The sequence below is a fragment of the Candidatus Pelagibacter sp. Uisw_106 genome, from assembly GCF_047724975.1.
Lineage (GTDB): Bacteria > Pseudomonadota > Alphaproteobacteria > Pelagibacterales > Pelagibacteraceae > Pelagibacter.
Window position 1 is genome coordinate 1,109,828 of the sequence record NZ_CP159819.1, and the last position, 24,758, is coordinate 1,134,585.

A 24,758-nucleotide genomic window follows, 5' to 3' on the forward strand; every position below is an offset into this window, starting at 1 on the left:
TTAATCTTTTTTAGCTCTTTTTCTTGAAATTAACTGCGTTAGAGAGTCGACCATTAGATCAGAGGCTTTAAATATTTCATTTGATTTGAATTCATGAGAAGAATTTTTCTCTGGGTTTGATTTATCTTCAATGACTATTCCTTCGTCAGGGGAATTATTTTTTATATAAATTAATAGCAGCCACTCTTCATCTGGTGCTTCATCCCATTTGATAAATATTTCACCAGTTTCAAATCTTTGATCAATGCATCTAAAAATGGACATATGCCTAGTAACGTGTCGCTTGTTAAGTTGAAAAACTAAACTGCTGGCACTTCTGTAAAAACTTTCAAGAGAAAGTTCAATTTTCTGCCTTGCAATTTTATAGTCTTTCTCTTTTTGAAGTAAAGTTTCTCTATCCTCATCACCTTTAATTTTTACTCCTAGAGCCTCTACTCTTTCTCTAATTTTTTGATCACGTATAATTCTATATTTTTCTTTTAGTTTTTCTATTCTTGCTTGAAGACCAGAATAATCATCTCTTTTTTCTTTTAATGAAATCTTTTCAAGCTTTTCTAATTCTTTAATTTCTCTTATTCTAAATTTTTCTATTTGTTTTTCTAACTGTAATTGTTTTAGAAATTGTTTTTGTCTTTCAGCATGTTCCGTCCTAAGTAATGCTTGCTCCTTACGTAAAAATAATTTTATGTCTCTTGCTCTTTCTTTTTCAAGTTTAATTTCTTCTTTTAATGCTTTTTCTTTGAGTTTAGTTTGCTCTTCTTCTTCTTTTATTTTTTGCTTTTGAATTTGTAATTTTTCTTTTTCTTTTTTTTCAATTTCCTCAAGTTGTCTTCTTCTTTTTTCTTCAGCTTTTAAAGTTTTATACTCAAATATTCTATTGGCGATATTATCAAAAAAGGCTTGAATACATTTTTCTAAATTAAAATTAATTTTGAAATTAAATTCTGGTTTTAAAGAATGCTGAAGTTTGATTATTGCTGATATTAAGCTTCCACTTATTTTAACTGGCTTTTTTTTGGCTGGCTTTTTTTTGGCTGGTATTTTTTTAACTGGTTTTTTTTTAACCGGTTTTTTTTTAGCTGGTACTTTTTTAGCTGGTATTTTTTTAACTGGTTTTTTTTTAACCGGTTTTTTTTTAGCTGCTTTTTTTTTAGCTGACTTTTTTTTTATTTTTTTCATACTTTAAGGAAGTTATGATTTATCAATATATTAATGATAAATATAGTCTCTTGTAATAGGTGTGGATGTATAACTCTTGGTTAGTTGGAATTGATACACAACCTGATCACCCCATTTGAAAGCAATTTCGCATCCAGCAAGGTAAAATTCCCACATTCTAAAAAACCTTTCATCATACATTTTAATAATTTTTTCCTTATTTTTTATGCAGTTTTCCTTCCAATATCTCAATGTATGTGAATAATGTAGTTTGAGGACTTCAATATCAGATACTACTAACCCTGCTTTTTCTATTGGTGTGGTTACTTCACTTAAGCTTGGTGTGTACCCGCCTGGAAAAATATACTTTGTTATCCACGGATGTGGGTCTCTAGGTGGATTAACAGAACCAATGGTATGAACTAAAGAAATACCATTATTGCTAAGTAGTTTTTCTACTTGCTTGAAAAATTTTTTATAAAATTTTCTGCCTACATGTTCGAACATTCCAACGCTAACAATCCTATCAAATTTTTCATCTAATTCTCTGTAATCCATAAGCTTAAATGTAACTTGACTCTCTAAATTAAGCTCTTTAGCTTTTTTTAAACAATATTCTAATTGGTTTTGTGATAAAGTAATTCCTGTTACTTCACAATTTGCAGATTTAGCAATATCTAAAGCTAATGATCCCCACCCACACCCGATATCAAGAACTTTTTGATTCGGTTGTATGTTTAATTTTTTTATTATGTGTTGTATCTTGTTATTTTGAGCGTCTTCTAGAGTGTCATTCTCATTTTTAAAATATCCACAAGAATATTGTCTTTTTTTATCTAAAAATAAATCATATAGATCGTCTGATAGATCATAATGGTGAGAAACATTCATTTTAGATTTTTTTATAAAATTAAAATTTGTAAGATATCTGTATGAACCACTTAGTTTATTTATAAGATGACTAAAAAAATTAATTTCTCCTCTTCCAATATTCATAAGTGCTAAATCTAAAAATTCAGTCAATGTTCCATTTTCAATAACAATATCTCCATCAGAATAAGCTTCTCCAAAGTATAGATCTGGGCGATATAGTAACTTATAATGAAGTTTCTTTTTTAAAATCTTAAGTGTAATTGGAGTTTTTTTTTTGGGAGAGCCTATAATGTACTTTTTTAAATTAGCATCAACCAGTATGAAGCCATCATTTCTAAATATGTTATTTAAAAACCTTGCTAATTGCATCTAAACCGCCTTTAAAGATCCTAGTCTGAAGTTAAGTTTATTAAGCTCCTCTATTAATAAAAATTTATCTTTTTCATTCAAAATACTGACAGGGGGCAGAACATTTTTGTAAATTTTATTTTCATCAGACATAAAAGAATGTAACCCTGAGATTAGATTAAACTTTTCAAAAGTATTTCTGACATCACATAGCATTTCATTTTTTGTTTGCTCTTTTTGCTCGATAAAATCATCATAAACCTGTCGTGATAATCCTGCTGTTACATTGCAAGTTGCTGTAATAATTCCAGTACACCCCAATTCCAAGCCTTTTAAGAGTTTTGACTCTGATCCCGGTAGAACTGAAAAATTATCAATCTTTAAATTTTCATATAAGTTGTAAGAGCTATCTTTAACTCCCACTATTTGTTTTGGAAATTTTTTAACAAGCTCTTCAACACATTCAATACTAAATTTATAACCACACAATTTTTCAAAGTTATATAAGACAATCCTACTGTCTGGTACAGCATCAACTACTCTCGAATAAAACTCTATTACCTCGCTATCACCATACTTATAATAAGCAGGTGGCATTATTAAAAAATCACTAAAATTTAAAGAGTTCGCAACCTTCATTAAATTTATAGTTTCGTTTAAAGAATTAAGTCCAGTTCCAATTAAATATTTTTCCTTATATTTACTTTCTGATAATTTATTTAATAAACCAATTTTTTCACTGATAGATATAAGTTGTGCTTGTCCTGTGCTTCCAAAAATAGCAACACCATGGCAACCCATATCTATTATTTTTTCAGCATGATTAACTGTCTTTTCAATGTTTAGACTTAAATCGCTATTAAATACCGACATTGATGCCGCGTAAATACCTTTAATTTCACTCATATGCTAAACTTATATAAAATAAAAATTTAGTAAAGATGATAAAGTATTAAATGAAAATTTTAGTAGTGCAAAATAAAATGGGAATTGGAGATATGATAATCTATCTTCCATTCATAGATGCTATTTCTAAAGAGTATAATACACCGGTAAGTATTCTAGTTAAACAAAGTTCAAAAACAGAACAGTTCTTAAAAGATAATAAAAATATTGAAAAGATAATTATTCTTGAACAAGGCAATAAACTCAAGGAAGCAAAACATAAAGGTTTTAGTGGATTTCTAAACTTAGCAAAAGAGCTTAGAGAACATAATTTTGATAAAATCTTTATTTTTAACTCATCGCTTAGATTTTATTTAGTTGCAAAATTTGCTGGTATTAAAAATATTCATCAATATTCCTTATTTGCAAAAAAAAACCAACATATGGTTGATGCTGCAAAAAAATTTATAAAACAAAACTTAAATTTAACTGTAGAGAGTGATCCAAAAATTTTTATCAATGATAAATCTGTACAAGATATAAAATCAAAATTTAAAATTAACAATGATCAAAAAAATATTATACTTGGTATAGGTGGGTCGGGTCCAACCAAAAGAATTCCTGCTACAACATTTATAAAACTTATGCATCTAATCTCTAACGTTTATAAATGTAGATTTTTCTTAGCTACTGGTAAAGATAAAGAGGAACAAGAAATTTTAAAAGAAATACTTGATACAAAATTTAAGGATAAATGTGTTCCCTTAGATGAATTAAGTATAAGTGAAACCTTACCGATAATTAAAAATTGTGATGCTTCTATTTGCAATGACTCAAGTTTTAGTCACCTATCGTCAGGCCTTGGCGTTAAAACAATTGTTTTAATGGCAGACACACCAATGGTATATGGAAATTACAGTCCAAGAATGTATCCAATTATCCCAGATGGAGAGAATACAGTAACACATAATACTTTAGGTAAAGATAAAATTAATCCAGATAAAATTTTTGATCAATTAAAAAAAATTCTTAACTAAGAAATATCCCTTAATACAATCTCTTTAGCTTCATTTACAATAGTTGATAACCTTGTGGTCTCTGGTGAGATGTCTGGATGTATTTTTTTCTGAATTTTTATATATGCATTTTTAACATCATCTTTAGTAATATTTTTTTTTATATCTAAATTTAAAATTTTGTAGGCTTCCTCTATAGATATTTTAGAAGAATTTTTAATATTTTTATTTTGATTAAATGAAAATCTCCCAGAGTTTCTAAGTGTTTGTATAAGTCTAAATAATCCAATTAATTGAAATATTGAAAACCCTTTTAACTTAACTAAAGCTAAGCTAAGCAACGTAAGTGGTATACTTAATAAAAACTTACCTGCAACCACAAGTAATATTGCTAAGATTACTAATCCTAAAAAAATTAATTTTCTTAAATGTTTTGTTATTTTTTTTGATGAAATGTTAGCTGCTAATTTAAGTAAAAAGTAAATAATTCCCAAAAAAACTAGTGTATAAAGAATAATATTCATATATTTAATTTGTATCCATGAAAATACCACAACTTAAAAAAAAATTAGAAATAAAAACGTGTCATAATATCAGTTGGGAAGATGATTATAGCTGGATACATCAAGATGACATCCTGGACGTTTTAAAAGATAGCAAAAAATTAAACCCTGAAGTTAGAAAATATCTTGAAGAAGAAAATTCTTATACAGATTTTCACTTATCAGATACCAAAAATATTCAAAAAAAATTATTTAACGAAATTAAGGGAAGAATAAAATTGGATGATGAGTCTCTACCTTTTAAAGATTTTGATTATGAATATTGGTCAAAAACAACAACCAACGGAAATTATTCTATAAAATTAAGAAAAAAGATTGGTACCAATAATATTGAAGAAATTTGGAATGGTGATGAAGAAAAAGAAAAACTAAATGTAGAATACTTTGGTGTTGGTGATTTAGAAGTTAGTTTTAATGATAAATATTTAGGATATTCTTTGGATACCAAGGGTTCTGAATATTACACAATATATATTAGAGATATAAATACAAAAAAATTAGTTACTGACAAAATAGAAGAGACATCAGGTGGCATAACTTTTAGTTTAGATGATCAATATATTTTTTATTCAAAACTTGATGCAAATCATAGACCAAGAAAAATTTATAGACACAAATTAGGAACTAAAATTAGTGAAGATCAATTAATTTTTGAAGAAAAAAGTGAAGCTTTCACGGTTGGAATTGGTTTAAGCTCAGATGATAAGTATTTTTTTATTAATTCTTCAGACCATAATACTTCTGAACAATATTACTTCGATGTTAATGAAAAAAATCCTAAGCCCAAATTAATAAAAAAAAGACAAAGAGGAATTCTTTATTCTGTTAATTCTTGGGACGGTAAATTTTACAATCATACCAATGAAAATGCTGAAGATTTTAAAATAGACATTAGTGATAGTTTAGAAAAACCTGACTGGAAAACCTTTATTGCTGCAAAGGATGAAGTTCTGATTGGAGGGTTAACGTTTTTAAAAAATTGGATCATAAGATCTGAAACTTCAGATGCTTTGGATAAGTTATTTGTAAAAAATATTATAACCGGAAAAGAAGAAGAGCTAATTTTTTCTGATGAAATTGTGTATGTTCCTGGCGCATCTTTAATGCAAAGAGATAAAAATACAGATGAGATATACATAAGTTATTCTTCACCTAAAACACAGTCTAGAGTTTACTCTTATAACTTAAGCACAAAAGAAAAAAAATTAGTTAAAGAGCAAGAGATCCCTTCTGGTCATAATCCTGATGACTACATTGTCGAAAGGGTTGATTGTAAATCACATGATGGAAGGTTAGTTCCTCTTACCATTACAAGACATAAAGATACTGAAATGGATGGAAGTGCTCAATTACTTCTTTATGGTTATGGCTCATACGGAAGTTCTATGAACCCTAGTTTTTCTACTACTAGATTAAGTTTAGTTAATAGAGATATCATCTGGGTTACAGCCCATATTAGAGGGGGTATGGAAAGAGGTATGAAGTGGTGGAAAGAAGGAAAACTTCTTAATAAAAAAAATACTTTTGAAGATTATATTGCCTCTGCAAAGTACCTAATTGAAAATAATTATACCTCAAAAAATAAGATAATAGGTATGGGTGGCTCTGCAGGTGGTCTTCTTATGGGTGCTGTAGTTAATCAAGCCCCTGAATTATTTCTAGGAATTATAATGGCAGTACCATTTGTCGACTCTTTGACAACTAATTTAGACCACTCCTTACCTTTAACAGTTGGGGAATTTGATGAGTTCGGAAATGCAAAAGATAAAAAAGATCATTTTGATTATATTTATTCTTATGCTCCCTATAACAATATAAAAAAAATGGATTATCCTCATATGCTGATCACAACCAGTTTAAGTGACAACAGAGTATTATTTGATGAGCCAGCAAAATTTACTGCCAAACTTAGAGAATATAAAACTGATAATAATTTATTACTTTTAAAAACTGAAATGAACGCAGGTCATGGTGGTAAATCTGGTAGAGATGGAGCTATAGAAGAAATTGCATTAGATTATGCATTTGCATTAAAAATTTCTGAAAAAATTTAGTCACTTGACTGTTAGAAACAACCGTTTGACACAAAGCCAATTACAATCGAATTAGAATCTACTTCAAATCTTCTTTCACAAAGAATTCCATATTTCTTAGTATTGTAAACAAGCTCTAAGTTGCCTTTGTCATTTTTAAAATCCTCATCTGGCTTGCCTAATTCCATTTGCAAATTACTTGAGGTTTTTCCAATGTATTCACTTAACTTAGCATTTTCTTTTTCAACAATTTCATCTGTTTTATCTTTGATCGTTTGACAGCTAGTCAAAAAAAATAATAAAAATATTAGTTTAATAGAAATTATATTTTTCACTTATGTAATCTTATCATGATATCAAAATTACTAACATTAACTTTTAGGTTGTATTAATCGTTCAGATTAAACTAAAAAGTGTTTTTTTTATTAATATCAGAGAGATTTTAGTGAGAGAATCAATTAGATTAACCTTAACTTAACTTAAAGGAGATCAAATGTTAGATAATTATTTTGATTACAAAAAACATAAAACGGACTTTAAAACAGAGGTTATAGCCGGCGTAACTACATTTTTAACAATGGCTTATATAATGTTTTTAAATCCAGTAATACTTGCGGATGGAGGCTTTGATTTTGGTGGTGTTTTTACTGCTACAGCTTTAGCTGCCGCAATAGCATGCTTTATAGCAGCCTTTTATGCTAAAACATGGCCAGTAGGTTTGGCACCTGGAATGGGAATAAATGCTTTTATTGCTTACGGAGTTTGTCTGGGAATGAAATATACACCAGCAGAAGCTCTTGGTGCTGTTTTAGTCGCAGGTGTAGTATTCTTGATAATTTCACTTACACCTCTTAGAGCATGGTTGATAAATTCTATTCCGAAAAGTTTAAAACTTGGAATTGGTGCTGGTATCGGATTATTCTTAGCCATAATTGGATTTCAATTAATGGGGCTTACTTCTGATGACCCTGTTGTGCTTGTAAAACTTGGTGACTTAAGCAATCCTCTAACTTTATTAGGTGCTGCTGCTTTTATTTCAATGATTGTAATGGAAAAAATGAAAATTAAAGGTAACATTATTATTGGTATTGTCGCTTTTAGTATAATTGCATGGCTTGGTGGTTGGGCTAATTTTAATGGAGTTGTATCATCACCTCCTCCAATGACTCATCTAATGACTTTTGATTTAGGTGCTGCCCTTAGCGCTTCTATGGTAACTGTAATTTTTACACTTTTCTTCATAGATTTCTTTGATACTGCAGGAACACTAACTAGTGTTGCAAATGTAGCTGGGAAGGTTGGAAGTGATGGCAAGATTAAAGATATTGATAAAGCAATGTTGTCAGACAGTGTATCTACTGTTGCAGGTGCGATGATGGGTACTTCAACGGTAACAACTTATGTTGAAAGTGCAGCTGGTGTAAAAGCTGGTGGAAGAACAGGTATGACTTCACTAGTAATAGGTTTGTTATTCCTATTATGCTTGTTCTTTAGTCCATTAGCAACATCACTACCAAAAGAAATTGATGCTGCTGCGTTAATTTATATCTCAACTTTATTTCTTCGTAATATAACAGATATAGAGTGGGATGATGCTGCTGAAGCAGGACCTGCTGTACTTGCAATGATTGCAATGCCTTTTACTTATTCGATTTCGAATGGTATTGCGCTAGCATTCGTTTCATATGCTGCTATTAGAATTTTCACTGGAAAATTTGGTAGTACTAGCCCAGCTATTTGGGTTATAGCAATATTAAGTTTAATTAGTTTTTACGTATCTTAAGAAATTAAAATACTTTATTTGGGGCGGTCTTCGGATCGCCCTTTTTATTTATGGTGTTTTTTTTTAATATCTTCAATCCTTATTTCTTCGTACACTTCAAAAGGTTGTATAATCCAAGGGTTATTTTCTAATTTTACAGCACAATAATCTGGATCAAAAGTTGATTTTTGCTTTTTCCACAAAGTTGCTGTTTTAATGTTGTCAATTTTACCTTTTATAGGTTCGTATTTTTTCAGCCAATCAACACTTTTGTTTAAAGTAATCCCTGTATCTGAAAGATCATCACATAGTAGGATATTGCCACCCATATTTTTTGCTATAGAGCTCATTTCTCTAGAAAAAACTATTTCTCCTTGTTCATCTTCGACACCTTTGCCACTATAAGATTCAACTGCTAAATAAGCACATTTCAATTTAAAAACTCTACTAAGTACATCAATCATTGGGGCACCCCCTCGCATTATACCAACTAATAAAGTTGGTTCATAACCACTATCATAAATTTGAATAGCTAGCCTCTCGACAGTATTATTGTAATCATCCCAACTAACAATTAATTTTTCACTCATTGTAACTTGATATCCTTGTTATGGTTTAAAAAAAAAAATTAAAAACGCTAAAAATATAAACGCTAAAATAGAAATTATTAATATAGAATTGTTAATTATTTTTCTACCCCTTAAATTAAAGTAATGCCTTGCTGTTACCGATATTATTGCGATCGCACAAAGAATTAACCAATTATATTTATGATAAACTATAAAACTGTAGTGACCAGACAGCATAATAAATAGAACTAAAAAAGTAGAGTAATTATTGTGAATTGACCTTTGTTTTGCCGCTAAAGATAAACTACTGTCAATTTTCTTATTTTTTAAACTAGCTTTAATTATATTCATTTGATTTGGAATTATTACAGTAAAAACATTACCAAACATATTTGTACCCAATATCAGTCCAACACTTAAAAATGCAAACTTTGGTGTAAATATTTTTGTCAAACCAAAAGAGGTTAGCAACAACAAAGAAAAACTAATAAGTATAAAAAGTATATTATTTTTAATTATTGAGGACTTGCATAAAAAATCATAGACAAGCCAATAAAAATATAAAGATAAAATTGAAATTAAAACAGCAGAGATTGGTGATATTTCTAAGACTTTTTTATTAACCATTAAAATCCCAGAATTATAATAATAAATAACAAATAAAAGTAAAATTCCAGTTATAAATGTTAAATAACTTTGCCATTTGAAAATTACTAAACTTTTAAGATAATTTACCGGTGGAGATTTTTTTAACCTTGTTAATTTATAAAAATATCCAGAGTGCATCAAATAACCTTCTCCATCAATAGTGCTGCTTGAAATACTTTTATTAAGTTTATTATCTAAATAATTAAATAAAAAACTATTACCAACCCACAGTATAGCAAATAAAACATGTCCCCATCTTAAAACAAGCTCTAACCATTTCATTGTATAAGGTAAAAAATCCATATTTAATATTTAATCTTATCTTTTTTTTTGCTCCAAAGTTCAAAGACTTTTAATGCATCATCTCTTAACATTTGTTTTATTGGAATTTGCCTATCTTCATTTTTTTTTGAAATTTCTGAGTAGATTAAAGAATCATCAAAATCAATATTTTTTGCATCTTCTCTAGTATTTGCATAAAATATATTATCTATATGTGACCAATATATTGCGGATAAACACATGGGGCATGGTTCACAACTTGTGTATAAGTCACATCCTGTAAGCTTAAATGTATTCATTTTTTTGCACGCTTCTCTAATTGCAACTACTTCAGCATGCGCTGTAGGGTCATTAGATAGGGTTACTTTGTTTGAACCTTCGGCAATGATTTCATTTTCCTTAGTAATCACGCACCCAAATGGCCCACCGTCATTATTAGCACTATTCATTGAAAGTTCTATGGCTCTAAGCATGAAATTATTTTTTGTGTTCATATTTATTTTCTAACTACTATATCTAATTCTATTTTTTAATTCATTCAAACTCATTAAAATTTTTTCTGGTGTTGCTGGGGCATCGAGTTTTGGTATGACTTTATATTCTCCAGCTGATGCTACTGCATCTTTAATTGCATAAAATACACTCATAGCTAACATTAAAGGAGGTTCTCCAGTTGTTTTGGATTTGTTAACTACATTTTCTTTATTTTTTCCTTGTTTAAATATCTCCACATTAAATATTTTAGGAATATCGCTTGAAGCAGGTATTTTATAAGTAGAAGGCGAGATAGTGGTAATTTGACCGTTAGGCTTCCAATTTACCTCTTCCATGGTTAACCAACCTTGTCCTTGGACAAAACCTCCTTCAATTTGTCCTAATTCTAATGCTGGATTAATCGCTTTTCCTGCATCCTGCAAAATATCAACTCTATCTATTATATTTTCACCTGTAAGAGTATCTATTGTAACTTCTGTAACTGAGGCGCCATAACAAAAGTATAAAAAAGGTCTTCCAGAAAACATTTTTTTATTAAATTGAATTTTTGGTGTTGAATAAAAACCAGAAGAAGATAATGAAATTCTATTTAAATATGCTTCTTGAATTACAGAATTAAATTTAAATGATTTTTTATTGAATTTAATTAATCCATTTTTATAAACTACATTTTTAATATTTTTAATATTATACTTTTTCTTAATAAATTTTTCTAAATTTTCTTTAATTTTTGAAACAGCATTAAGTGCTGCTGCGCCATTTAAATCTGTTGTAGATGATGCTGCACTTGCAGAAGTATTTGGCACTTTAGATGTATTTGTTGAAGAGATTTTTACTTTATCATAAGAAAGGCCAAATGCATTAGACACTAATTGAGCTATTTTTGTATTAGTTCCCTGACCCATTTCAATTCCACCATGATTTAAATAAACGCTACCATCTGTATAAATATGAACTAGGGCACCTGCTTGATTAAGATGAATTGTGGTAAATGAAATACCAAATTTAACAGGAGTAATAGCTATTCCTTTTTTTAAATATCTATTATTTAAATTAAATTTTTTAATTTTTGAATATCTTTTTTTATAATTTGATTTTTTTATTAATCTATTAAAAATTTCTTGGATTACATTGTCTTCAATTTTCATTCCATAATGTGTAATATTTTTACTATTTTTTTTATAAAAATTGTTTTTTCTAACTTGTGCGGGATCTTTTTCTAGATACCTTGCAATATTATCAATTATATTTTCAATAGCCATCATACCTTGATTTCCACCAAAACCTCTAAATGCTGTTGAAGAAACAGTATTAGTTTTACAAAGGTAGTTTTGTACTTGTACATTTGAAAGATAGTAGGCATTATCTATATGCAATAATGCTCTTTCATTTATAGCTCCTGATAAATCTGCTGACATTCCACACCTTGATGCTAGCTTAATTTTCAAACCTTCTATAACACCAACATCATTAAAACCAACTTCAAAGTCTGAATAAAAATCATGACGTTTTCCAGTCATTATAATATCATCATCTCTATCTAATCTAAGTTTTACTGGTTTATTTGTTTTGCTAGCAAGTAATGCACAAATACTAGAAGTTAAAAAATTTGTTTCTTTACCTCCAAAACCTCCTCCTATTCTTCTAACTAAAACTGTTACACTATTACTTTTTTGGTTAAGCATTTTAGCAATAATTTGCTGAGTTTCTGAAGGATGTTGAGTGGAACTATACACTAATAAATCCTTATCTTCTTTTGGAATTACAAATGCAACTTGACCTTCTAAATAGAAATGTTCTTGACTGCCTGTTGTAAAATTACCTTTTAAAAAATTTTTAGATTTAAGGATGGCATTCGTTGGGTTACCTCGTTGTATTTTTTTTCCTTTTAAAACAAAGTTTTTTTTTTTTAAAGCTTCCTTTATTGTAATTATTGGCTTTAAAATTTTATAAACAATTTTAGCTTTTAACACAGCTTTTCTTGCTAATTCTGTTGTTGTTGCTGCAACAGCAAATAACGGTTGCCCATAAAATTCAACTTTTTTAGAAGGAAATATTGGATCACCATTGAAAACTGGTCCAACATCATTTCTTCCTGGAATATCACTAGTTGTAATCACAGTGATTACACCTTCACTTTTCCATACCTCACTTAAGTCAATTTTTTTAATTAAGGCATGAGCTTGTTTGCTCCACCCAACTGCTCCATGTAAAGTTCCATGAGGTTCATTGATATCATCAGTATAATCTGCAAGTCCACTTACGTGCTTTCTTGCGCTATCGTGTGGTCTTTTTTCATTAATAAAAAAAGTTTTTTTCATTTAATAACTAAGTCTAATTAATTTATTCTTTTTAATTTCTACAAAACATTTCGTTAGTAAATTCTTAGCTATTTCTACACGATAATCTTTACTTGCTCTCATATCATCAATTGGTTGGAAATCTTTTTCTAAACTTTTTTGGGCTTTTAAAATTGTATCTTCTGAAAAACTAGAATTTAAAAGCATTTTTTCACAATAAAATGCTCTTTTGGGAATAGCAGCCATCCCTCCATAAGCAATTTTAATATCTTTAATCTTTTTATTCACAATTTCTAAATTAAATGATGCACAAACTGATGAAATATCATCATCTATTCTTTTTGAAATTTTATAAGCTTTAAAAATATTTTTTTTGAAAATTGGTATTTTTATTGAACTAATGAAATATCCTTTCCTTAACTTAGTTTTTCGATAACCAATAAAAAAATCTTTTATTGGTATTATCATTTTTTTATTAAAGCTTTCTATAGAAATGCTTGCATCAAGTGATAATAGAAGTGGTAATGAATCTCCTATTGGTGATGCAGTTGCTATATTTCCTGCTAGAGTAGCAACATTTCTAATTTGGACAGAGCCATACCTTTTAAGTATTCTATCAAAATCTGGATAATATTTTTTTATAATAAGCTCAAATTTACTTAAAGGCGTTGTCGCACCTACTTCAATATAATTAACTTTTTCTTTAATATAATTAAGTTCATCAATTGAATTTAAATAAATAATATTTTTAATATCTTTTTTTTGCTTAGTAACAATTAAAGACATATCTGTACCACCACTTAAAAATTCAGCATTTTGATTTTTTTTAATTATTTTCTTTAGTTCTATAATTGTTTTTGGTGCAAAATATTTTTTAAATTTATTATTGATAGAGATATTTTTTGGTCGGATTTTTTTTAGAAGACTTATGGTTTTTTTTTCATTTTTTTTAAATTGATCTGGCTTATTTTTTTTTAAACTTTTGGCAGCATCAATTATTGGTCGATATCCTGTACAACGGCATAAATTTCCTGAGATTGATTCTTCTATAGTTTTTTTGTCATAAGAAGTTTTATTTTTATACATTGAAAATAAAGACATTATGAATCCAGGTGTACAAAAACCACACTGAGAACCGTGAAAATTAATCATTGCACTTTGTACTGGATGCAAAGAACCATTTTTTTGGGTCAAGTCTTCAACTACTAACAAATGCTTACCTTCAAGACTTGTTGTAAATGCAATACATGAATTAATTGCTTTATAGATTATCTTATTTTTTTTTAATTCTCCCACTACAACAGTACAGGCTCCACATCCACCTTCAGCACACCCTTCTTTGGTACCAGTTTTCTTTAGTTCCAATCGAATGTGGTTTAGAATAGTCTCATTTGGGTCAGGATTTTTTATTTCTTTTATTTTATTTTCAAAAATAAATCTTATGCTATTAGAGACCATCTAACTACCTCTGTAAGTAGAATAACTCCATGGTGAAACTAATAATGGAACATGATAATGTTCTTTGATATTGGATATTCCAAACTTTACGACAACATCATCTAAAAAAGGTATCTTTGAAATTTCTGCAATCTTTTTAAAATAATCACCAACAAAAAAAATAAGTTCATATTTACCTTCTTTAAAATCAACTCCCTCAATTAGAGCATTGTCAGACCTTCCATCATTATTCAATACAATGGTATTAATTTTGCTTTTTTGATCATCATTTTTGTAATAATAAAGGTCAACCTTAATTCCTTTTCCTGGTTTTCCCGAATAGACATCTAAAACATGTGTTGTTAATTTTGTCATAAGATAATTATATTATACAATAATTAGATATTTTAATATGAAAACTATCCACTCGATCAAAAAAGTAAATCAACTCTCAGAAAATGAGTTTATTGGTACTTTTGGGAATGTTTTTGAAAAAACAAATTGGATTGCTAATAAAGCCTTTAATTCAAAACCATATAAAGACTTTGATGAATTTAGATCTAAAATGATTGCAATTTATGAAAATAGTTCAAAAGAAGATTGTTTAAAAATTTTTAACGCACACCCTGAACTAGCAGTTGAAAAAAAACTAACTGAAGATTCTCATAAAGAACAAAAAGGAGCAAATTTAAATCGTTGTAATGATGATGAATTTAATGAATTTAAAAATTTAAATTATGAATATAAAAAAAAATTTGGCTTTCCTTTTATAGTTGCTGTTAAGGGAAAAAATAAAAGTGAAATTTTAATTAATTTTAGAAAAAGAATTAAAAATGAAATAGATTCAGAGTTTGATGAAGCTAAGGTGCAAGTTAAGAAAATTGCTAATTTTCGTCTTAATGAAATAATTAATTAGTACTTTCAACAACATACGTTGCAACTGCTTTAATCTCTTCATCTGACAACTGCCATTGATAAGCTGGCATAACTCCTATTCCATTTGTTACTGCCATAAGTACCCTTGAGATATCTGGCTTTATCTCATTTAAGTTTGGACCAACTTTTCCATTAGAGTTTGCATCATCCAGCGAATGACAGGTGGCACAATTACCATCACCCATAAAAATTATTTTTCCTTGATTAAATAGATCATCAGCTTTTATATTTTGAGGTAAAAGAATAATTATTATAAAAATATAACAACTAATATTAATTAATATTTTTTTTTTCATCACAATGATATTATAATATAAATTAATTTAATATATTTGATAATGAAAAATTCATTTGATGAAAGAAATTTAAAGGAAATAAATAATTGGTTAAAAGCCAGTAAAAAAATAGCTCTTGCAACTGTTATACGTACATGGGGGTCGTCTCCACAACCTATTGGAAGCAGAATGATCGTCAATGAAAATGGTGATTTTTCAGGTTCTGTTTCTGGTGGATGTGTAGAGACTTCAGTTATTAGAGAATGTTTAGAAATTATAAAAAAAGATAAGCCGTTTAAAAAAATTGATTTTAAAATTTCAAATGAAAATGCATGGGAAGTTGGGCTTGCTTGCGGTGGTGAAATTTCAATTTTTATAGAACAGATAAGTTAATGAAACTAAAAGTTTTAAAAGAAGTAATTAAAAAAAAAGAAAATAGATCTGAATTCGCAATAATTACCAACCTTGAAACAGGAAATAGTGAAATTTTTGAGCCTAATATCGCTATCAGTGAAGATTTTGAAAAGTATAAAGATAAAATAAATGGCTTTTATAAAGATAAAAAAAGTGGAGTAATAGAAGGTACAGATATATTTATTGAAAGTTACTCAAGATCAATAAGAGTTTTTATTGTTGGGGCAGTTAATATTGCTCAATACCTTGTTGATTATATTAAAAACCTAAATTTTGAAATAATTGTTATTGATCCAAGAGGATACTTTGCAGGAAGACAAAGATTTTCAGGCATAAGAATAATAAATAAGTGGCCAAATGAAGCTTTTAAAAAAATTAATACAAATTCTGATGCTGCATTAATAACTCTAACGCATGATACTAAAATTGACGATCCTGCCCTACAACACGCATTAAAGAAAAATTTTTATTACATAGGTGCTTTAGGAAGTAAAAAAACTCACATCAGTAGGTGTGAAAGATTAAAACTAGCAGGATTTAATGAAGATAAGATAAAATCAATTCATGGGCCAATTGGGATAAATTTAGGTGGAAAATCAGCATCTGAAATTGCACTATCAATAGCGGCACAGTTAGTGGCTGAAACTAATAAAAAATGAATATATTAATTATTATTAATAAAAAATTGATTAAAAAGGAGAAATAATGAAAGCCTACTGGATTGCTTTGTACAAAAGAATTGATAACCAAGAAAATCTAAAAAATTATGGTTCAAAAGTTACTGCAATAATAAAAAGTTACGGAGGAAAGCCTCTTGTGAGAGGTGGAAAATTTGAAACTTTAGAAGGTGAAACTTACCCAAGAACTGTAATCTGGGAATTTCCAAGTCATGAACAGGCAATGAAATGCCACGATTCTAAAGAATATCAAGATGGGTGGGCTATAGCGAAAGATACTACTGAACGAAACTTACAAATTATCGAAGGTTTTAGTACTGAATAGGTTCTGGATCTATACTTCTCCACAGATACCAAGTTGCAACTGAACAATACGGACTAAATCTTTTGTTTAATAATTTTACATAAGATTCAGGTGGTAAATATTTTTTTTTATAATTTTTTGAAATTCCTCTTAAAAGACCAATATCTTGTATGGGCCAAATATCTGAACGATTATAAGTAAATAATAAGATCATTTCAGCTGACCATCTACCAATTTGTCTTAACTGTGATAAATAGATAATAGCTTCTTCATCTGACATTTTAGGAATTAACCTAGGGTTAAATGATTTATCTAATATTTGTTTCGCTAGACTTTTTATTCCTTTAACTTTTTGTTTAGTTAATCCACAACTTTTTATCTGGGCAGTGGATAGTGTAGAAACAGTTTTAGCATTTATTTTATTCTTACATTTTTTTTGAAATTTTGAAAATATAGAATTGGCAGCAGCAACACTGATTTGTTGTCCTGTGATACTCTTGCATAATGAAAAAAATATATCTTTTCTAGAAGTAAGCACAGCTTCTGAAGGAGATTTATATCTTTTAATTAATAAAGACATCACTTTGTCTTTATTGGATAAATATTTTTTTGCAGTATTCCAGTATTTTGGTTTTTTATTCATGTCTAGTAGTAGATGGTATTTTTTGTTTATGATAAATTTCTCTTCTAAAGATTATAAGAGACGCAAGAACTACAAGTGATGCACCAATTAGTGTTTTTATAGTTGGTATCTCACTCCAAATAAAATAACCAAAAAATATAGCAAACACCAAAGCTAAATATTTTAAGGGTGCCACTAAAGATACTTCAGAAAGTTTATATGATTGAGTTAAAAATAAATTTGCAGAGCCTCCTGTTACTCCAATTAAAGCTAAAAGAATAAAATCTTGAAAGTTTGGCATTTTCCACCCCATTGGAATTGTAGCCAAGCCAGCAATTGAAATAGTAATTGTAAAAAAAATTGAGATAAGCCAAATAGGTTCTGTTGTAGATAGTTTTCTAATCGTAATGGTTACAAAAGCCATTCCAATACAAAATATAAGAGGAAGAAAATAAAGGTAATTCATACCCTTAAAGCCTGGCTCAGCAATTATAATAACACCTATAAATCCAATTATGACTGCCAGCCACCTAAAAACACCTACCTTCTCACTTAGCAAAAAAATTGATAACACGGTAATAAATAGTGGTGCTGCATATGATAGGCTAACAACGACTGCTAAAGGAAGTTCTCTTAACGCAATAACTATTGCTATTAAAGCCATTAAACCCATAAGACATCTAAATAAGTGTTCTTTTGATCTTTCAGTTGTGTAAAAAATTTTTAATTTATTTTTCGGTATCAAAAAATAAGTAGGCAGCAGCCCAAAAAAGCCTCTAAAAAATAAAACTTCTCCAGTTGGGTAGTCACTTGACCATTTTACAAGCAAATCCATAACAGAAAAGGTACATACAGATAGAAACATGTACAAAAAACCTAATTGATTTTTAGTCAGCATAAGAATAATTTGTAAATCAAATTAAAGGATAATCAATGGAAATAGCAGTATTAGGATTAGGATGTTTTTGGGGACCAGAAATTAAGTTTAGTAAACTTGAGGGAGTTATTAAAACTGAAGTTGGTTATTGTGGGGGTGACAGCAAAGAAGTCACCTACAAAGAAATATGCGCTGGTAATACAAATCATGCAGAAGTTGTTAAATTAGATTTTGATCCTAAAATTATATCTTATGAAAAAATTTTAGAATTTTTCTTTGAAATTCATGACCCTACAACCTTAAATTCACAAGGACCAGATTTTGGCACACAATATAGAAGTGAAATATTTTACTTAAGTGATGGACAAAAAGAAATTGCTGAGAATGTTATAGAAAAAATAAATTCAAGTTTATCTGGACAAGTTGTAACAAAATCTTCTTTATTAAAAAATTACTGCCCTGCAGAAGAATACCATCAGAGATATTTAGAAAAAAGATAATATGTCTTTAGTTAATACAAGTTGGTTAGAAGAAAATTTAGATAAAGTAAAGATTATTGATTGTTCATGGCACATGCCTCAGACAGAACGTGATGGTTTTGATGAATACAAAAGTAAACATATTGAAAATGCAATTTTTTTTGATTTAGACAAAAACTCTAAAAAAGGTACTGACCTACCTCACATGTTGCCAGATACTAAGTCTTGGGAAGGTATTGTTTCTAGTATGGGAATTAAAAACGATGATCAGATAGTCGTCTATGACAATTCAGATGTTATTAGTTCATGTAGATGTTGGTATAATTTTATCTATTTTGGTCACAATCCAGAATTAGTTCATGTATTAGATGGTGGATTAAAAAAATGGATTAAAGAAGATAGAGCAACCACTAGTGATATAATTAAGATTATTTCCTCTAGCTATACTGTGCATGAAAAAAAAGAATTGGTAAAAAATATAAACCAAATTAACAAAAATGTTTTAGAAAAAAAATTTAATGTTATTGATGCAAGAAGTTTAGAAAGATTTAAAGGTAGCGTTCCTGAACCAAGAAAAGGATTGAGAAGTGGCTCTATCAAAAACTCTTTTTGTCTACCTTTTTCTGAACTTATAAATCAAGATCATATATTTATTAGCAGAGAAAAAATTCATGAAAAGTTTAAATCAACTGGATATGAAATAGGTAAAAACATTGTATTTACTTGTGGTTCTGGAGTTACCGCTTCAGTTTTGGCTCTTGCTTATTCTTTAATAGATAATAAATATATGCCTACTATTTACGACGGATCATGGAGTGAATATGGGAAGAATTAAAATATGAAAAGATCTACAAAAATTGGAACTGCGATCCTTGTCTTCTTTTTAATTATTACGATAGTAATTGTTGGAAGAACAATGATAGGAAATCATTTTAAAAAAAAATTTAGCAAAAGACCTCCTCCAGGAATAATAGTAACTGAAGTTGTTGCAAAAAATTTCTCTCAAAAAGTTTCAACTTATGGAACAGCAATCCCTTTTAGAACTAAATCATACAAAATTGAGAAATATGAAATAGTTAACCCAATAGAATTTAATAAAAAATTAAAAAAAGGTGATTTAATAACAAAATTAAAGACTAGAAATCTGATAGCTGCCTTTGATGGAGTAGTGACTAAAAGAGACTTCTCAAATGATATTAAAGTTTCTGAAAGTTCTCTCTTAATACAGCTAGAAGATACCTCGACAATTTATGTAGATGTGAATATTCCCGAGCTTTATTCAAGTTTTATTAAAGAAAATTTAAATGTTGATGTTAAATTTTCAGGTAATAGTGAAAAAATTTATTCAGGAGTTGTTGATTCAACAGCTGGTAGAATTGATGTGGATACAAGATCTTTAGCTATAAGAATAAAATTAGAAAATGATAATTTTGAAATTTTACCAGGTTCTCTTTTGGAAATTATAGTTAAATATAACGAAAGAAATTCCATGAGTATTCCAGATACAAGTTTAATAATGGAAGGTAACAAAACTTATGTTTATAAAGTTGCAGAAGATAATGTTACTAATAAAGCTGAAGTTATTATTGGAATAAGAGATTCTGGTTTTATTGAGGTGGTTTCAGGTTTGGTTAATGGAGATAATATCGTGGCTGAAGGTCTAAAAAAAGTTAGGCCAAGAGGTAAAATTAAACCAATTAAAAAATAATGTTTATAACTGACGTAAGTATAAGAAGACCAGTTGTTGCTTGGGTGATGTCTCTTATATTAATTGTTTTTGGCCTATTTGTTTTTTCTCAATTGCCAGTAAGAGAACTGCCTGAAGGCTTACAACCACCTGTAGTTCAAATTAAAGTAGACTATAAATCTGCATCAGCACCCATAATTGATCAGGAAGTAACACAAGTAATAGAAGATGTAATAGGTGGAGTAGAAGGAATAAAAAATATTAATTCAACATCAGAAAACGGAAGTAGCTCAATTAACATTGAATTTAATCCTGATATAGACCTGGATAATGCTGCTAATGATATAAGAGAAAGAGTTGCAAGAGTTGTTGATAGATTGCCAAGTGAAGCGGCGGCACCCCAAATACTTAAGCAATCAGCAGGATTTTCAACCACTATGTGGCTGGCCGTATCTTCAGCAACCTGGAGTGACTTAGAACTTGGAGATTATGTTGAGAGATATTTAATAGATCAATTTTCAAGTGTTAAAAATGTTGGAACAATCTCGACTGGTGGCTTAAGAGATTTAAGTGTTAGAATCTGGATAGATCCAATTAAACTTGCAGCAAATAACTTAACTATTCAAGAAGTTGAAGAAGCAGTAAGGAAAGAAAATGTTAGCCTACCAGCAGGAACTTTAGAAGCTACCAATATAGATTTAATACTAAATTTAGATAAATCATATAACGATATAGAAAAACTAAAAACATTACCTATTAAAAAAAGCCAAAATAGTATTGTAAGACTTTCAGATATTGCCAACGTTGAGTTTGGCCCAGTTTCAGAAAAAAATCTTTTTAAGGCCCAAAGTAAAGATGCTTTAGATTTAAATACTGTAGGAATTGGTATTTATGCAAAAAGTGGTGCCTCAACAGTAGAACTCTCTAAAGAGATAAGTAAAAAAATTGATGAAGTTAAAAAAACATTACCAGGTGATCTAAATATAGAAGTAGCTTTTAACAGGGCAACATATGTGGGTACTGCTATCGATGAAGTATACAAAACATTAATCATCGCTTTTATACTTGTAGTTATTATTATTTACCTATTTTTAGGAAATATAAAAGCTGTAATTGTACCAGCTGTTGCATTACCTGTAAGTTTAATAGCATCCTTTTTGGGAATTTACTTATTTGGATTATCAATAAACATTTTTGTATTATTAAGTTTTATTTTAGCAATTGGAATAATTACTGACGATTCAGTAATAATGACAGATGCAATTTATAGAAGAATTGAAAATGGAGAGAGCCCTTTAGTTGCAGCATACAAAGGGTCGAAACAAATCAGTTTTGCAATTATTGCAACAACTTTAATTTTAGTTGCAGTATTTATTCCTTTAATTTTTATAGATGGAATTGCAGGAACATTATTTAGAGAAACTGCAATTGCATTATCTTTTTCAGTTGTGGTGTCCTCTTTTGTTGCTCTTACATTATCTCCCATGTTAGCAAGTAAGTTTTTAAAAAAAGAACCTAAACAAAATTTTATAGTTAAAAAATTTGACAAAATTTTTAAATCATTATCAAAATTTTATGAAGAAACATTGAGTTATTGGTTGAATAAGAAAAAAATTATAATTTCATTCATTGTCTTCACAATTATTGTTTCTAGTGTTTTATTTAATTTTACAAAAAAAGAATTGTTACCAATGGAAGATCGAGGTGTATATCTTGTTCTTGGATTTACTGATGAAGGAAGTTCTTTTGAATATACTGAAAAAAGAGCAGCAGATGTTGAAAAGAGATTAATTCCTCTTCTTCAAGCTGAGGATAGTCCATATAAAAGGTTTATAATGAGAGTGCCAGGCTTTGGTGGCAACAGGAATTCTTTTAATAGCTTTATAATAATTGCATTATTAGATGAATGGGCTGAAAGAGATAAAAGTTCACTAACAATAATGAGAGAAGCAATTGGAAAAATTGTGACTGTTCCTGAAACTGTAGCTTTTCCAATATCACCTCAATCTATTAGAGTTTCTAGCTACAACAAACCTGTTCAAATGGTTATATTGGGCAGTACTTATGAAGAGTTAGAGGAAATACAGTCTAAAGTTATCAGAAAATTAAGACAGAATAAAAATTTATCTAGAATAGAATCTGACTATTCTAGAGACAAACCAGAAATCAAACTGGTAATTAATAAAAATAAAGCCAAAGATTTGAGTGTATCTACCGACTCAATTGGAAAAACTTTAGAAACTCTTTATGGTGGAAAAACTGTAACGAAATTTAATAGACTTGGTAAAGAATACCCAATTATACTTCAGCAATACTTGGCTGATAGACGATCTCAAGAAGGGCTTTCTAAAATATTTGTTAGATCGGAAAGCTCTGGTAAACTTATTTCTTTAGCAAATTTAGTAGAGTTCAGTGAAAAAGGGTCTGCAAAAAAATTAGCAAGGTATAATAGGCAGAGAGCTGTAACAATATCTGCCAATATATCTGAATCTTATACACTTACAGAAGCAATTTCATATTTAGAGGAAACAATGGAAGAAATTGGCTCTTCTAATCAAATTGCATGGAAGGGTAAATCAGAAGAAATAAAAGAAACTAGTAATGAACTATTTATTATTTTTGGATTAGCATTTCTAACTGCATATTTAGTAATGGCTGCAACCTTTAATTCATTTATTCATCCATTTATTATCATGTTAACTGTTCCACTGGCTTTGTTTGGAGGTTTGGTCTTTATCCTATTCTTGAACAGTTCTATTAATATCTTCTCACAAATAGCACTTGTTATTCTAATTGGAATATCGACTAAAAATAGTATTCTAATTGTTGATTATGCCAATCAATTAAGAACGGCTGGAAAAAATATTGAAACATCAGTTAAAGAAGCCTGCCAATTAAGATTTAGGCCCATAATGATGACGTCAATAAGCACGATGATAGCAATGATGCCTTTAGTTATAGGAAATATTGGACCAGGTGCTGGTGAGGCTTCAAGACTAGCTGTGGGTGCTACTATTCTAGGTGGGATGATTATATCAACATTCTTTACATTATATATAACTCCAACCATGTACTTGGTGTTAGCAAAGAATACAAAACGAATAGATGCTGTTGATATTGAGCTAAAGAAACAACTTCGTTAAAATATAATATATTTATTTTTATTTAATCTTTTCTGACAATCTTGTAATTGTGACTTGTATTTATTAGATTGTTTTTCTACTTTTTTAGCTAAGCCTATAACTTTCTGATTATTCTTATAATTTTTATAACCACCCCACCCCTCATGATATGCAAGGTATTGTCTAAAAGCATCTTTTTTAGAAATTTTTAAAAGAGACTCTGTTTTATCAGTGTACCAACCAATAAAGTCCACACTATCTTTAAACCTTGTTCTTGTTGCTAACTTATTCCCAGTTTCATTTTTATATTGTTCCCAGGTTCCCTTTACTGCTTGTGAATATCCAAATGAACTAGAGGGCCTCTTAAATGGTATGATCTTAAATAATTTTTGCCTTGGAGGTTTGGCTAACCAATTAAAGTCTGATTCCATCTTAATTATAGCTAACTGAATATAAATTGGGGTTCCCCATTTTTGCTCTGTTTTTTTTGCATGTTTATACCAAAGATATCTTTCATTAAAAATTGAACAACTATTTGATGTATTTTTAGGTATTGAGGAACAGCCAGTAATAAAAATAATTAATAAAATTAAAAAATAATTTCTAAGTTTAAACATATCTAATTACAACTTTATAGATAAATACTACCAATATAACACCTGCAATATTTCCAAATAAATCACTTAATTCAAATCCACGAACTGGAATAATAATATGAAATAATTCTAAAATAATTGACAATAAAAATAAATAAACAATTAAAAAATTAATTTTTTTAGTATTATGAAAAGAAAGCACTCCTAAGCTTGTAAGTAAAATAAAAGCATAAATATGATTTGTTGAAATTATAAAATCTCTAGTGATTTGAGGTTGTATTAGATGATTATTATATAGAAACCATCCAAGTATACTACCTGGAAACAAATATAAAATTATCAATATAATATTAGCAGAATAGAACCCTGTTTTAAAAAGGTTTTTTAATTTATACATAAT

General features: G+C 28.9%; 27 protein-coding genes. 11 read left to right on the top strand and 16 right to left on the bottom strand.

What is annotated here, in order from left to right:
* Genes ABXT45_RS06135 through ABXT45_RS06145 form a run of 3 tightly spaced genes read right to left on the bottom strand, consistent with a single transcriptional unit; the run spans position 1 to position 3,285 of the window.
* Entirely contained in the window at positions 1 to 1,179 is a 1,179-nt protein-coding gene (locus ABXT45_RS06135) for a hypothetical protein (RefSeq protein ID WP_415313187.1), read from the bottom strand.
* A 30-nt stretch (positions 1,180 to 1,209) separates the two neighbouring features.
* Positions 1,210 to 2,400: a class I SAM-dependent methyltransferase gene (locus tag ABXT45_RS06140; RefSeq protein WP_415313189.1), complete on the bottom strand. Its 1,191-nt coding sequence runs from the start codon at positions 2,398 to 2,400 to the stop codon at positions 1,210 to 1,212.
* Positions 2,401 to 3,285 carry a dihydrodipicolinate synthase family protein gene (locus tag ABXT45_RS06145; protein ID WP_415313191.1) on the bottom strand — a complete coding sequence of 295 codons (885 nt, stop codon included), beginning with the start codon at positions 3,283 to 3,285 and terminating at the stop codon, positions 2,401 to 2,403. It abuts the gene before it with no gap.
* 50 nt (positions 3,286 to 3,335) lie between these two features.
* On the opposite strand from ABXT45_RS06145, the gene ABXT45_RS06150 reads away from it, so the two are divergent.
* A complete protein-coding gene (locus ABXT45_RS06150) occupies positions 3,336 to 4,301 on the top strand; it encodes a glycosyltransferase family 9 protein (RefSeq protein ID WP_415313193.1) in 966 nt (321 codons plus the stop codon).
* On the opposite strand, the gene ABXT45_RS06155 is transcribed toward ABXT45_RS06150, so the two are convergent.
* On the bottom strand, positions 4,298 to 4,804 hold the full coding sequence (locus tag ABXT45_RS06155; RefSeq protein WP_415313194.1) for a J domain-containing protein: 507 nt from the start codon (positions 4,802 to 4,804) through the stop codon (positions 4,298 to 4,300). The genes ABXT45_RS06150 and ABXT45_RS06155 overlap by 4 nt on opposite strands.
* 17 nt (positions 4,805 to 4,821) lie before the next feature.
* Here ABXT45_RS06155 and ABXT45_RS06160 point away from each other — a divergent pair, with 17 nt between their 5' ends.
* Positions 4,822 to 6,897 carry a S9 family peptidase gene (locus ABXT45_RS06160; protein ID WP_415313195.1) on the top strand — a complete coding sequence of 692 codons (2,076 nt, stop codon included), beginning with the start codon at positions 4,822 to 4,824 and terminating at the stop codon, positions 6,895 to 6,897.
* Between the two features lie 11 nt (positions 6,898 to 6,908).
* Here the strand turns inward: ABXT45_RS06160 and ABXT45_RS06165 are convergent, their stop codons facing one another.
* Entirely contained in the window at positions 6,909 to 7,211 is a 303-nt protein-coding gene (locus ABXT45_RS06165; RefSeq protein ID WP_415313197.1) for a hypothetical protein, read from the bottom strand.
* Between the two features lie 158 nt (positions 7,212 to 7,369).
* On the opposite strand from ABXT45_RS06165, the gene ABXT45_RS06170 reads away from it, so the two are divergent.
* Entirely contained in the window at positions 7,370 to 8,659 is a 1,290-nt protein-coding gene (locus ABXT45_RS06170) for an NCS2 family permease (RefSeq protein WP_415313199.1), read from the top strand.
* 44 nt (positions 8,660 to 8,703) lie between these two features.
* On the opposite strand, the gene ABXT45_RS06175 is transcribed toward ABXT45_RS06170, so the two are convergent.
* From ABXT45_RS06175 to uraH, 6 genes are read right to left on the bottom strand one after another with little or no spacing between them, the layout of a single operon-like run.
* The gene (locus tag ABXT45_RS06175; RefSeq protein ID WP_415313200.1) at positions 8,704 to 9,228 is read right to left on the bottom strand and encodes a phosphoribosyltransferase; all 525 of its coding nucleotides are present in this window, start codon (positions 9,226 to 9,228) and stop codon (positions 8,704 to 8,706) included.
* An 18-nt stretch (positions 9,229 to 9,246) separates the two neighbouring features.
* Positions 9,247 to 10,158, bottom strand: coding sequence for a urate hydroxylase PuuD (locus ABXT45_RS06180; RefSeq protein ID WP_415313202.1), 912 nt, complete (start codon positions 10,156 to 10,158; stop codon positions 9,247 to 9,249).
* A 2-nt stretch (positions 10,159 to 10,160) separates the two neighbouring features.
* Entirely contained in the window at positions 10,161 to 10,631 is a 471-nt protein-coding gene (locus ABXT45_RS06185) for a nucleoside deaminase (RefSeq protein ID WP_415313204.1), read from the bottom strand.
* Between the two features lie 9 nt (positions 10,632 to 10,640).
* A complete protein-coding gene (gene xdhB / locus ABXT45_RS06190) occupies positions 10,641 to 12,953 on the bottom strand; it encodes a xanthine dehydrogenase molybdopterin binding subunit (protein WP_415313206.1) in 2,313 nt (770 codons plus the stop codon).
* On the bottom strand, positions 12,954 to 14,390 hold the full coding sequence (xdhA, locus tag ABXT45_RS06195; RefSeq protein WP_415313208.1) for a xanthine dehydrogenase small subunit: 1,437 nt from the start codon (positions 14,388 to 14,390) through the stop codon (positions 12,954 to 12,956). It abuts the gene before it with no gap.
* On the bottom strand, positions 14,391 to 14,744 hold the full coding sequence (gene uraH / locus ABXT45_RS06200; protein ID WP_415313210.1) for a hydroxyisourate hydrolase: 354 nt from the start codon (positions 14,742 to 14,744) through the stop codon (positions 14,391 to 14,393).
* A gap of 37 nt (positions 14,745 to 14,781) precedes the next feature.
* Between uraH and uraD the strand changes: the two genes are divergently transcribed.
* Positions 14,782 to 15,285 (top strand): 2-oxo-4-hydroxy-4-carboxy-5-ureidoimidazoline decarboxylase, encoded by a 504-nt coding sequence (gene uraD / locus ABXT45_RS06205; RefSeq protein ID WP_415313211.1) that lies wholly within the window; start codon positions 14,782 to 14,784, stop codon positions 15,283 to 15,285.
* Here uraD and ABXT45_RS06210 read toward each other — a convergent pair.
* A complete protein-coding gene (locus ABXT45_RS06210; protein ID WP_415313212.1) occupies positions 15,278 to 15,601 on the bottom strand; it encodes a c-type cytochrome in 324 nt (107 codons plus the stop codon). The two genes, uraD and ABXT45_RS06210, sit on opposite strands and share 8 nt — an antisense overlap.
* Positions 15,602 to 15,643: 42 nt before the next feature.
* Between ABXT45_RS06210 and ABXT45_RS06215 the strand changes: the two genes are divergently transcribed.
* From ABXT45_RS06215 to ABXT45_RS06225, 3 genes are read left to right on the top strand one after another with little or no spacing between them, the layout of a single operon-like run.
* Positions 15,644 to 15,973 carry an XdhC family protein gene (locus tag ABXT45_RS06215; protein ID WP_415313213.1) on the top strand — a complete coding sequence of 110 codons (330 nt, stop codon included), beginning with the start codon at positions 15,644 to 15,646 and terminating at the stop codon, positions 15,971 to 15,973.
* A complete protein-coding gene (locus ABXT45_RS06220; RefSeq protein WP_415313214.1) occupies positions 15,973 to 16,653 on the top strand; it encodes an XdhC family protein in 681 nt (226 codons plus the stop codon). Before ABXT45_RS06215 ends, ABXT45_RS06220 begins: the two co-directional genes overlap by 1 nt.
* A gap of 46 nt (positions 16,654 to 16,699) precedes the next feature.
* Positions 16,700 to 16,996, top strand: coding sequence for a DUF1330 domain-containing protein (locus ABXT45_RS06225; RefSeq protein ID WP_415313215.1), 297 nt, complete (start codon positions 16,700 to 16,702; stop codon positions 16,994 to 16,996).
* Here the strand turns inward: ABXT45_RS06225 and ABXT45_RS06230 are convergent.
* A complete protein-coding gene (locus tag ABXT45_RS06230; RefSeq protein WP_415313217.1) occupies positions 16,983 to 17,618 on the bottom strand; it encodes a DNA-3-methyladenine glycosylase family protein in 636 nt (211 codons plus the stop codon). The genes ABXT45_RS06225 and ABXT45_RS06230 overlap by 14 nt on opposite strands.
* Positions 17,611 to 18,495, bottom strand: a complete 885-nt coding sequence (locus ABXT45_RS06235; protein WP_415313219.1) for a DMT family transporter — start codon at positions 18,493 to 18,495, stop codon at positions 17,611 to 17,613. Before ABXT45_RS06235 ends, ABXT45_RS06230 begins: the two co-directional genes overlap by 8 nt.
* Positions 18,496 to 18,530: 35 nt before the next feature.
* Here ABXT45_RS06235 and msrA point away from each other — a divergent pair, with 35 nt between their 5' ends.
* The 4 genes from msrA to ABXT45_RS06255 are packed head-to-tail and all read left to right on the top strand — an operon-like array spanning position 18,531 to position 23,783.
* Positions 18,531 to 18,974, top strand: coding sequence for a peptide-methionine (S)-S-oxide reductase MsrA (gene msrA / locus ABXT45_RS06240; protein WP_415313221.1), 444 nt, complete (start codon positions 18,531 to 18,533; stop codon positions 18,972 to 18,974).
* Position 18,975: 1 nt separating this feature from the next.
* The gene (locus ABXT45_RS06245; protein WP_415313222.1) at positions 18,976 to 19,788 is read left to right on the top strand and encodes a rhodanese-like domain-containing protein; all 813 of its coding nucleotides are present in this window, start codon (positions 18,976 to 18,978) and stop codon (positions 19,786 to 19,788) included.
* Between the two features lie 3 nt (positions 19,789 to 19,791).
* The gene (locus ABXT45_RS06250; RefSeq protein WP_415313223.1) at positions 19,792 to 20,661 is read left to right on the top strand and encodes an efflux RND transporter periplasmic adaptor subunit; all 870 of its coding nucleotides are present in this window, start codon (positions 19,792 to 19,794) and stop codon (positions 20,659 to 20,661) included.
* Positions 20,661 to 23,783: an efflux RND transporter permease subunit gene (locus tag ABXT45_RS06255; protein WP_415313225.1), complete on the top strand. Its 3,123-nt coding sequence runs from the start codon at positions 20,661 to 20,663 to the stop codon at positions 23,781 to 23,783. Before ABXT45_RS06250 ends, ABXT45_RS06255 begins: the two co-directional genes overlap by 1 nt.
* On the opposite strand, the gene ABXT45_RS06260 is transcribed toward ABXT45_RS06255, so the two are convergent.
* Positions 23,780 to 24,379, bottom strand: coding sequence for a lytic transglycosylase (locus ABXT45_RS06260; RefSeq protein ID WP_415313226.1), 600 nt, complete (start codon positions 24,377 to 24,379; stop codon positions 23,780 to 23,782). The genes ABXT45_RS06255 and ABXT45_RS06260 overlap by 4 nt on opposite strands.
* Positions 24,372 to 24,755, bottom strand: coding sequence for a hypothetical protein (locus ABXT45_RS06265; RefSeq protein WP_415313227.1), 384 nt, complete (start codon positions 24,753 to 24,755; stop codon positions 24,372 to 24,374). The genes ABXT45_RS06260 and ABXT45_RS06265 overlap by 8 nt, the downstream gene beginning before the upstream one ends.
* Positions 24,756 to 24,758: the final 3 nt, after the last annotated feature.

Excerpts from the sequence above, each read along its gene's own strand:
- ABXT45_RS06175 (WP_415313200.1), bottom strand. The coding sequence starts at position 9,228 with ATGAGTGAAAAATTAATTGTTAGTTGGGATGATTACAATAATACTGTC.
- msrA (WP_415313221.1), top strand. The coding sequence starts at position 18,531 with ATGGAAATAGCAGTATTAGGATTAGGATGTTTTTGGGGACCAGAAATT.
- ABXT45_RS06225 (WP_415313215.1), top strand. The coding sequence starts at position 16,700 with ATGAAAGCCTACTGGATTGCTTTGTACAAAAGAATTGATAACCAAGAA.
- uraH (WP_415313210.1), bottom strand. The coding sequence starts at position 14,744 with ATGACAAAATTAACAACACATGTTTTAGATGTCTATTCGGGAAAACCA.
- uraD (WP_415313211.1), top strand. The coding sequence starts at position 14,782 with ATGAAAACTATCCACTCGATCAAAAAAGTAAATCAACTCTCAGAAAAT.
- xdhA (WP_415313208.1), bottom strand. The coding sequence starts at position 14,390 with ATGGTCTCTAATAGCATAAGATTTATTTTTGAAAATAAAATAAAAGAA.
- ABXT45_RS06235 (WP_415313219.1), bottom strand. The coding sequence starts at position 18,495 with ATGCTGACTAAAAATCAATTAGGTTTTTTGTACATGTTTCTATCTGTA.
- ABXT45_RS06155 (WP_415313194.1), bottom strand. The coding sequence starts at position 4,804 with ATGAATATTATTCTTTATACACTAGTTTTTTTGGGAATTATTTACTTT.
- ABXT45_RS06255 (WP_415313225.1), top strand. The coding sequence starts at position 20,661 with ATGTTTATAACTGACGTAAGTATAAGAAGACCAGTTGTTGCTTGGGTG.
- xdhB (WP_415313206.1), bottom strand. The coding sequence starts at position 12,953 with ATGAAAAAAACTTTTTTTATTAATGAAAAAAGACCACACGATAGCGCA.
- ABXT45_RS06215 (WP_415313213.1), top strand. The coding sequence starts at position 15,644 with ATGAAAAATTCATTTGATGAAAGAAATTTAAAGGAAATAAATAATTGG.
- ABXT45_RS06150 (WP_415313193.1), top strand. The coding sequence starts at position 3,336 with ATGAAAATTTTAGTAGTGCAAAATAAAATGGGAATTGGAGATATGATA.
- ABXT45_RS06170 (WP_415313199.1), top strand. The coding sequence starts at position 7,370 with ATGTTAGATAATTATTTTGATTACAAAAAACATAAAACGGACTTTAAA.
- ABXT45_RS06230 (WP_415313217.1), bottom strand. The coding sequence starts at position 17,618 with ATGAATAAAAAACCAAAATACTGGAATACTGCAAAAAAATATTTATCC.
- ABXT45_RS06185 (WP_415313204.1), bottom strand. The coding sequence starts at position 10,631 with ATGAACACAAAAAATAATTTCATGCTTAGAGCCATAGAACTTTCAATG.
- ABXT45_RS06220 (WP_415313214.1), top strand. The coding sequence starts at position 15,973 with ATGAAACTAAAAGTTTTAAAAGAAGTAATTAAAAAAAAAGAAAATAGA.
- ABXT45_RS06180 (WP_415313202.1), bottom strand. The coding sequence starts at position 10,158 with ATGGATTTTTTACCTTATACAATGAAATGGTTAGAGCTTGTTTTAAGA.
- ABXT45_RS06140 (WP_415313189.1), bottom strand. The coding sequence starts at position 2,400 with ATGCAATTAGCAAGGTTTTTAAATAACATATTTAGAAATGATGGCTTC.
- ABXT45_RS06250 (WP_415313223.1), top strand. The coding sequence starts at position 19,792 with ATGAAAAGATCTACAAAAATTGGAACTGCGATCCTTGTCTTCTTTTTA.
- ABXT45_RS06245 (WP_415313222.1), top strand. The coding sequence starts at position 18,976 with ATGTCTTTAGTTAATACAAGTTGGTTAGAAGAAAATTTAGATAAAGTA.
- ABXT45_RS06145 (WP_415313191.1), bottom strand. The coding sequence starts at position 3,285 with ATGAGTGAAATTAAAGGTATTTACGCGGCATCAATGTCGGTATTTAAT.
- ABXT45_RS06160 (WP_415313195.1), top strand. The coding sequence starts at position 4,822 with ATGAAAATACCACAACTTAAAAAAAAATTAGAAATAAAAACGTGTCAT.
- ABXT45_RS06265 (WP_415313227.1), bottom strand. The coding sequence starts at position 24,755 with ATGTATAAATTAAAAAACCTTTTTAAAACAGGGTTCTATTCTGCTAAT.
- ABXT45_RS06135 (WP_415313187.1), bottom strand. The coding sequence starts at position 1,179 with ATGAAAAAAATAAAAAAAAAGTCAGCTAAAAAAAAAGCAGCTAAAAAA.
- ABXT45_RS06210 (WP_415313212.1), bottom strand. The coding sequence starts at position 15,601 with ATGAAAAAAAAAATATTAATTAATATTAGTTGTTATATTTTTATAATA.
- ABXT45_RS06260 (WP_415313226.1), bottom strand. The coding sequence starts at position 24,379 with ATGTTTAAACTTAGAAATTATTTTTTAATTTTATTAATTATTTTTATT.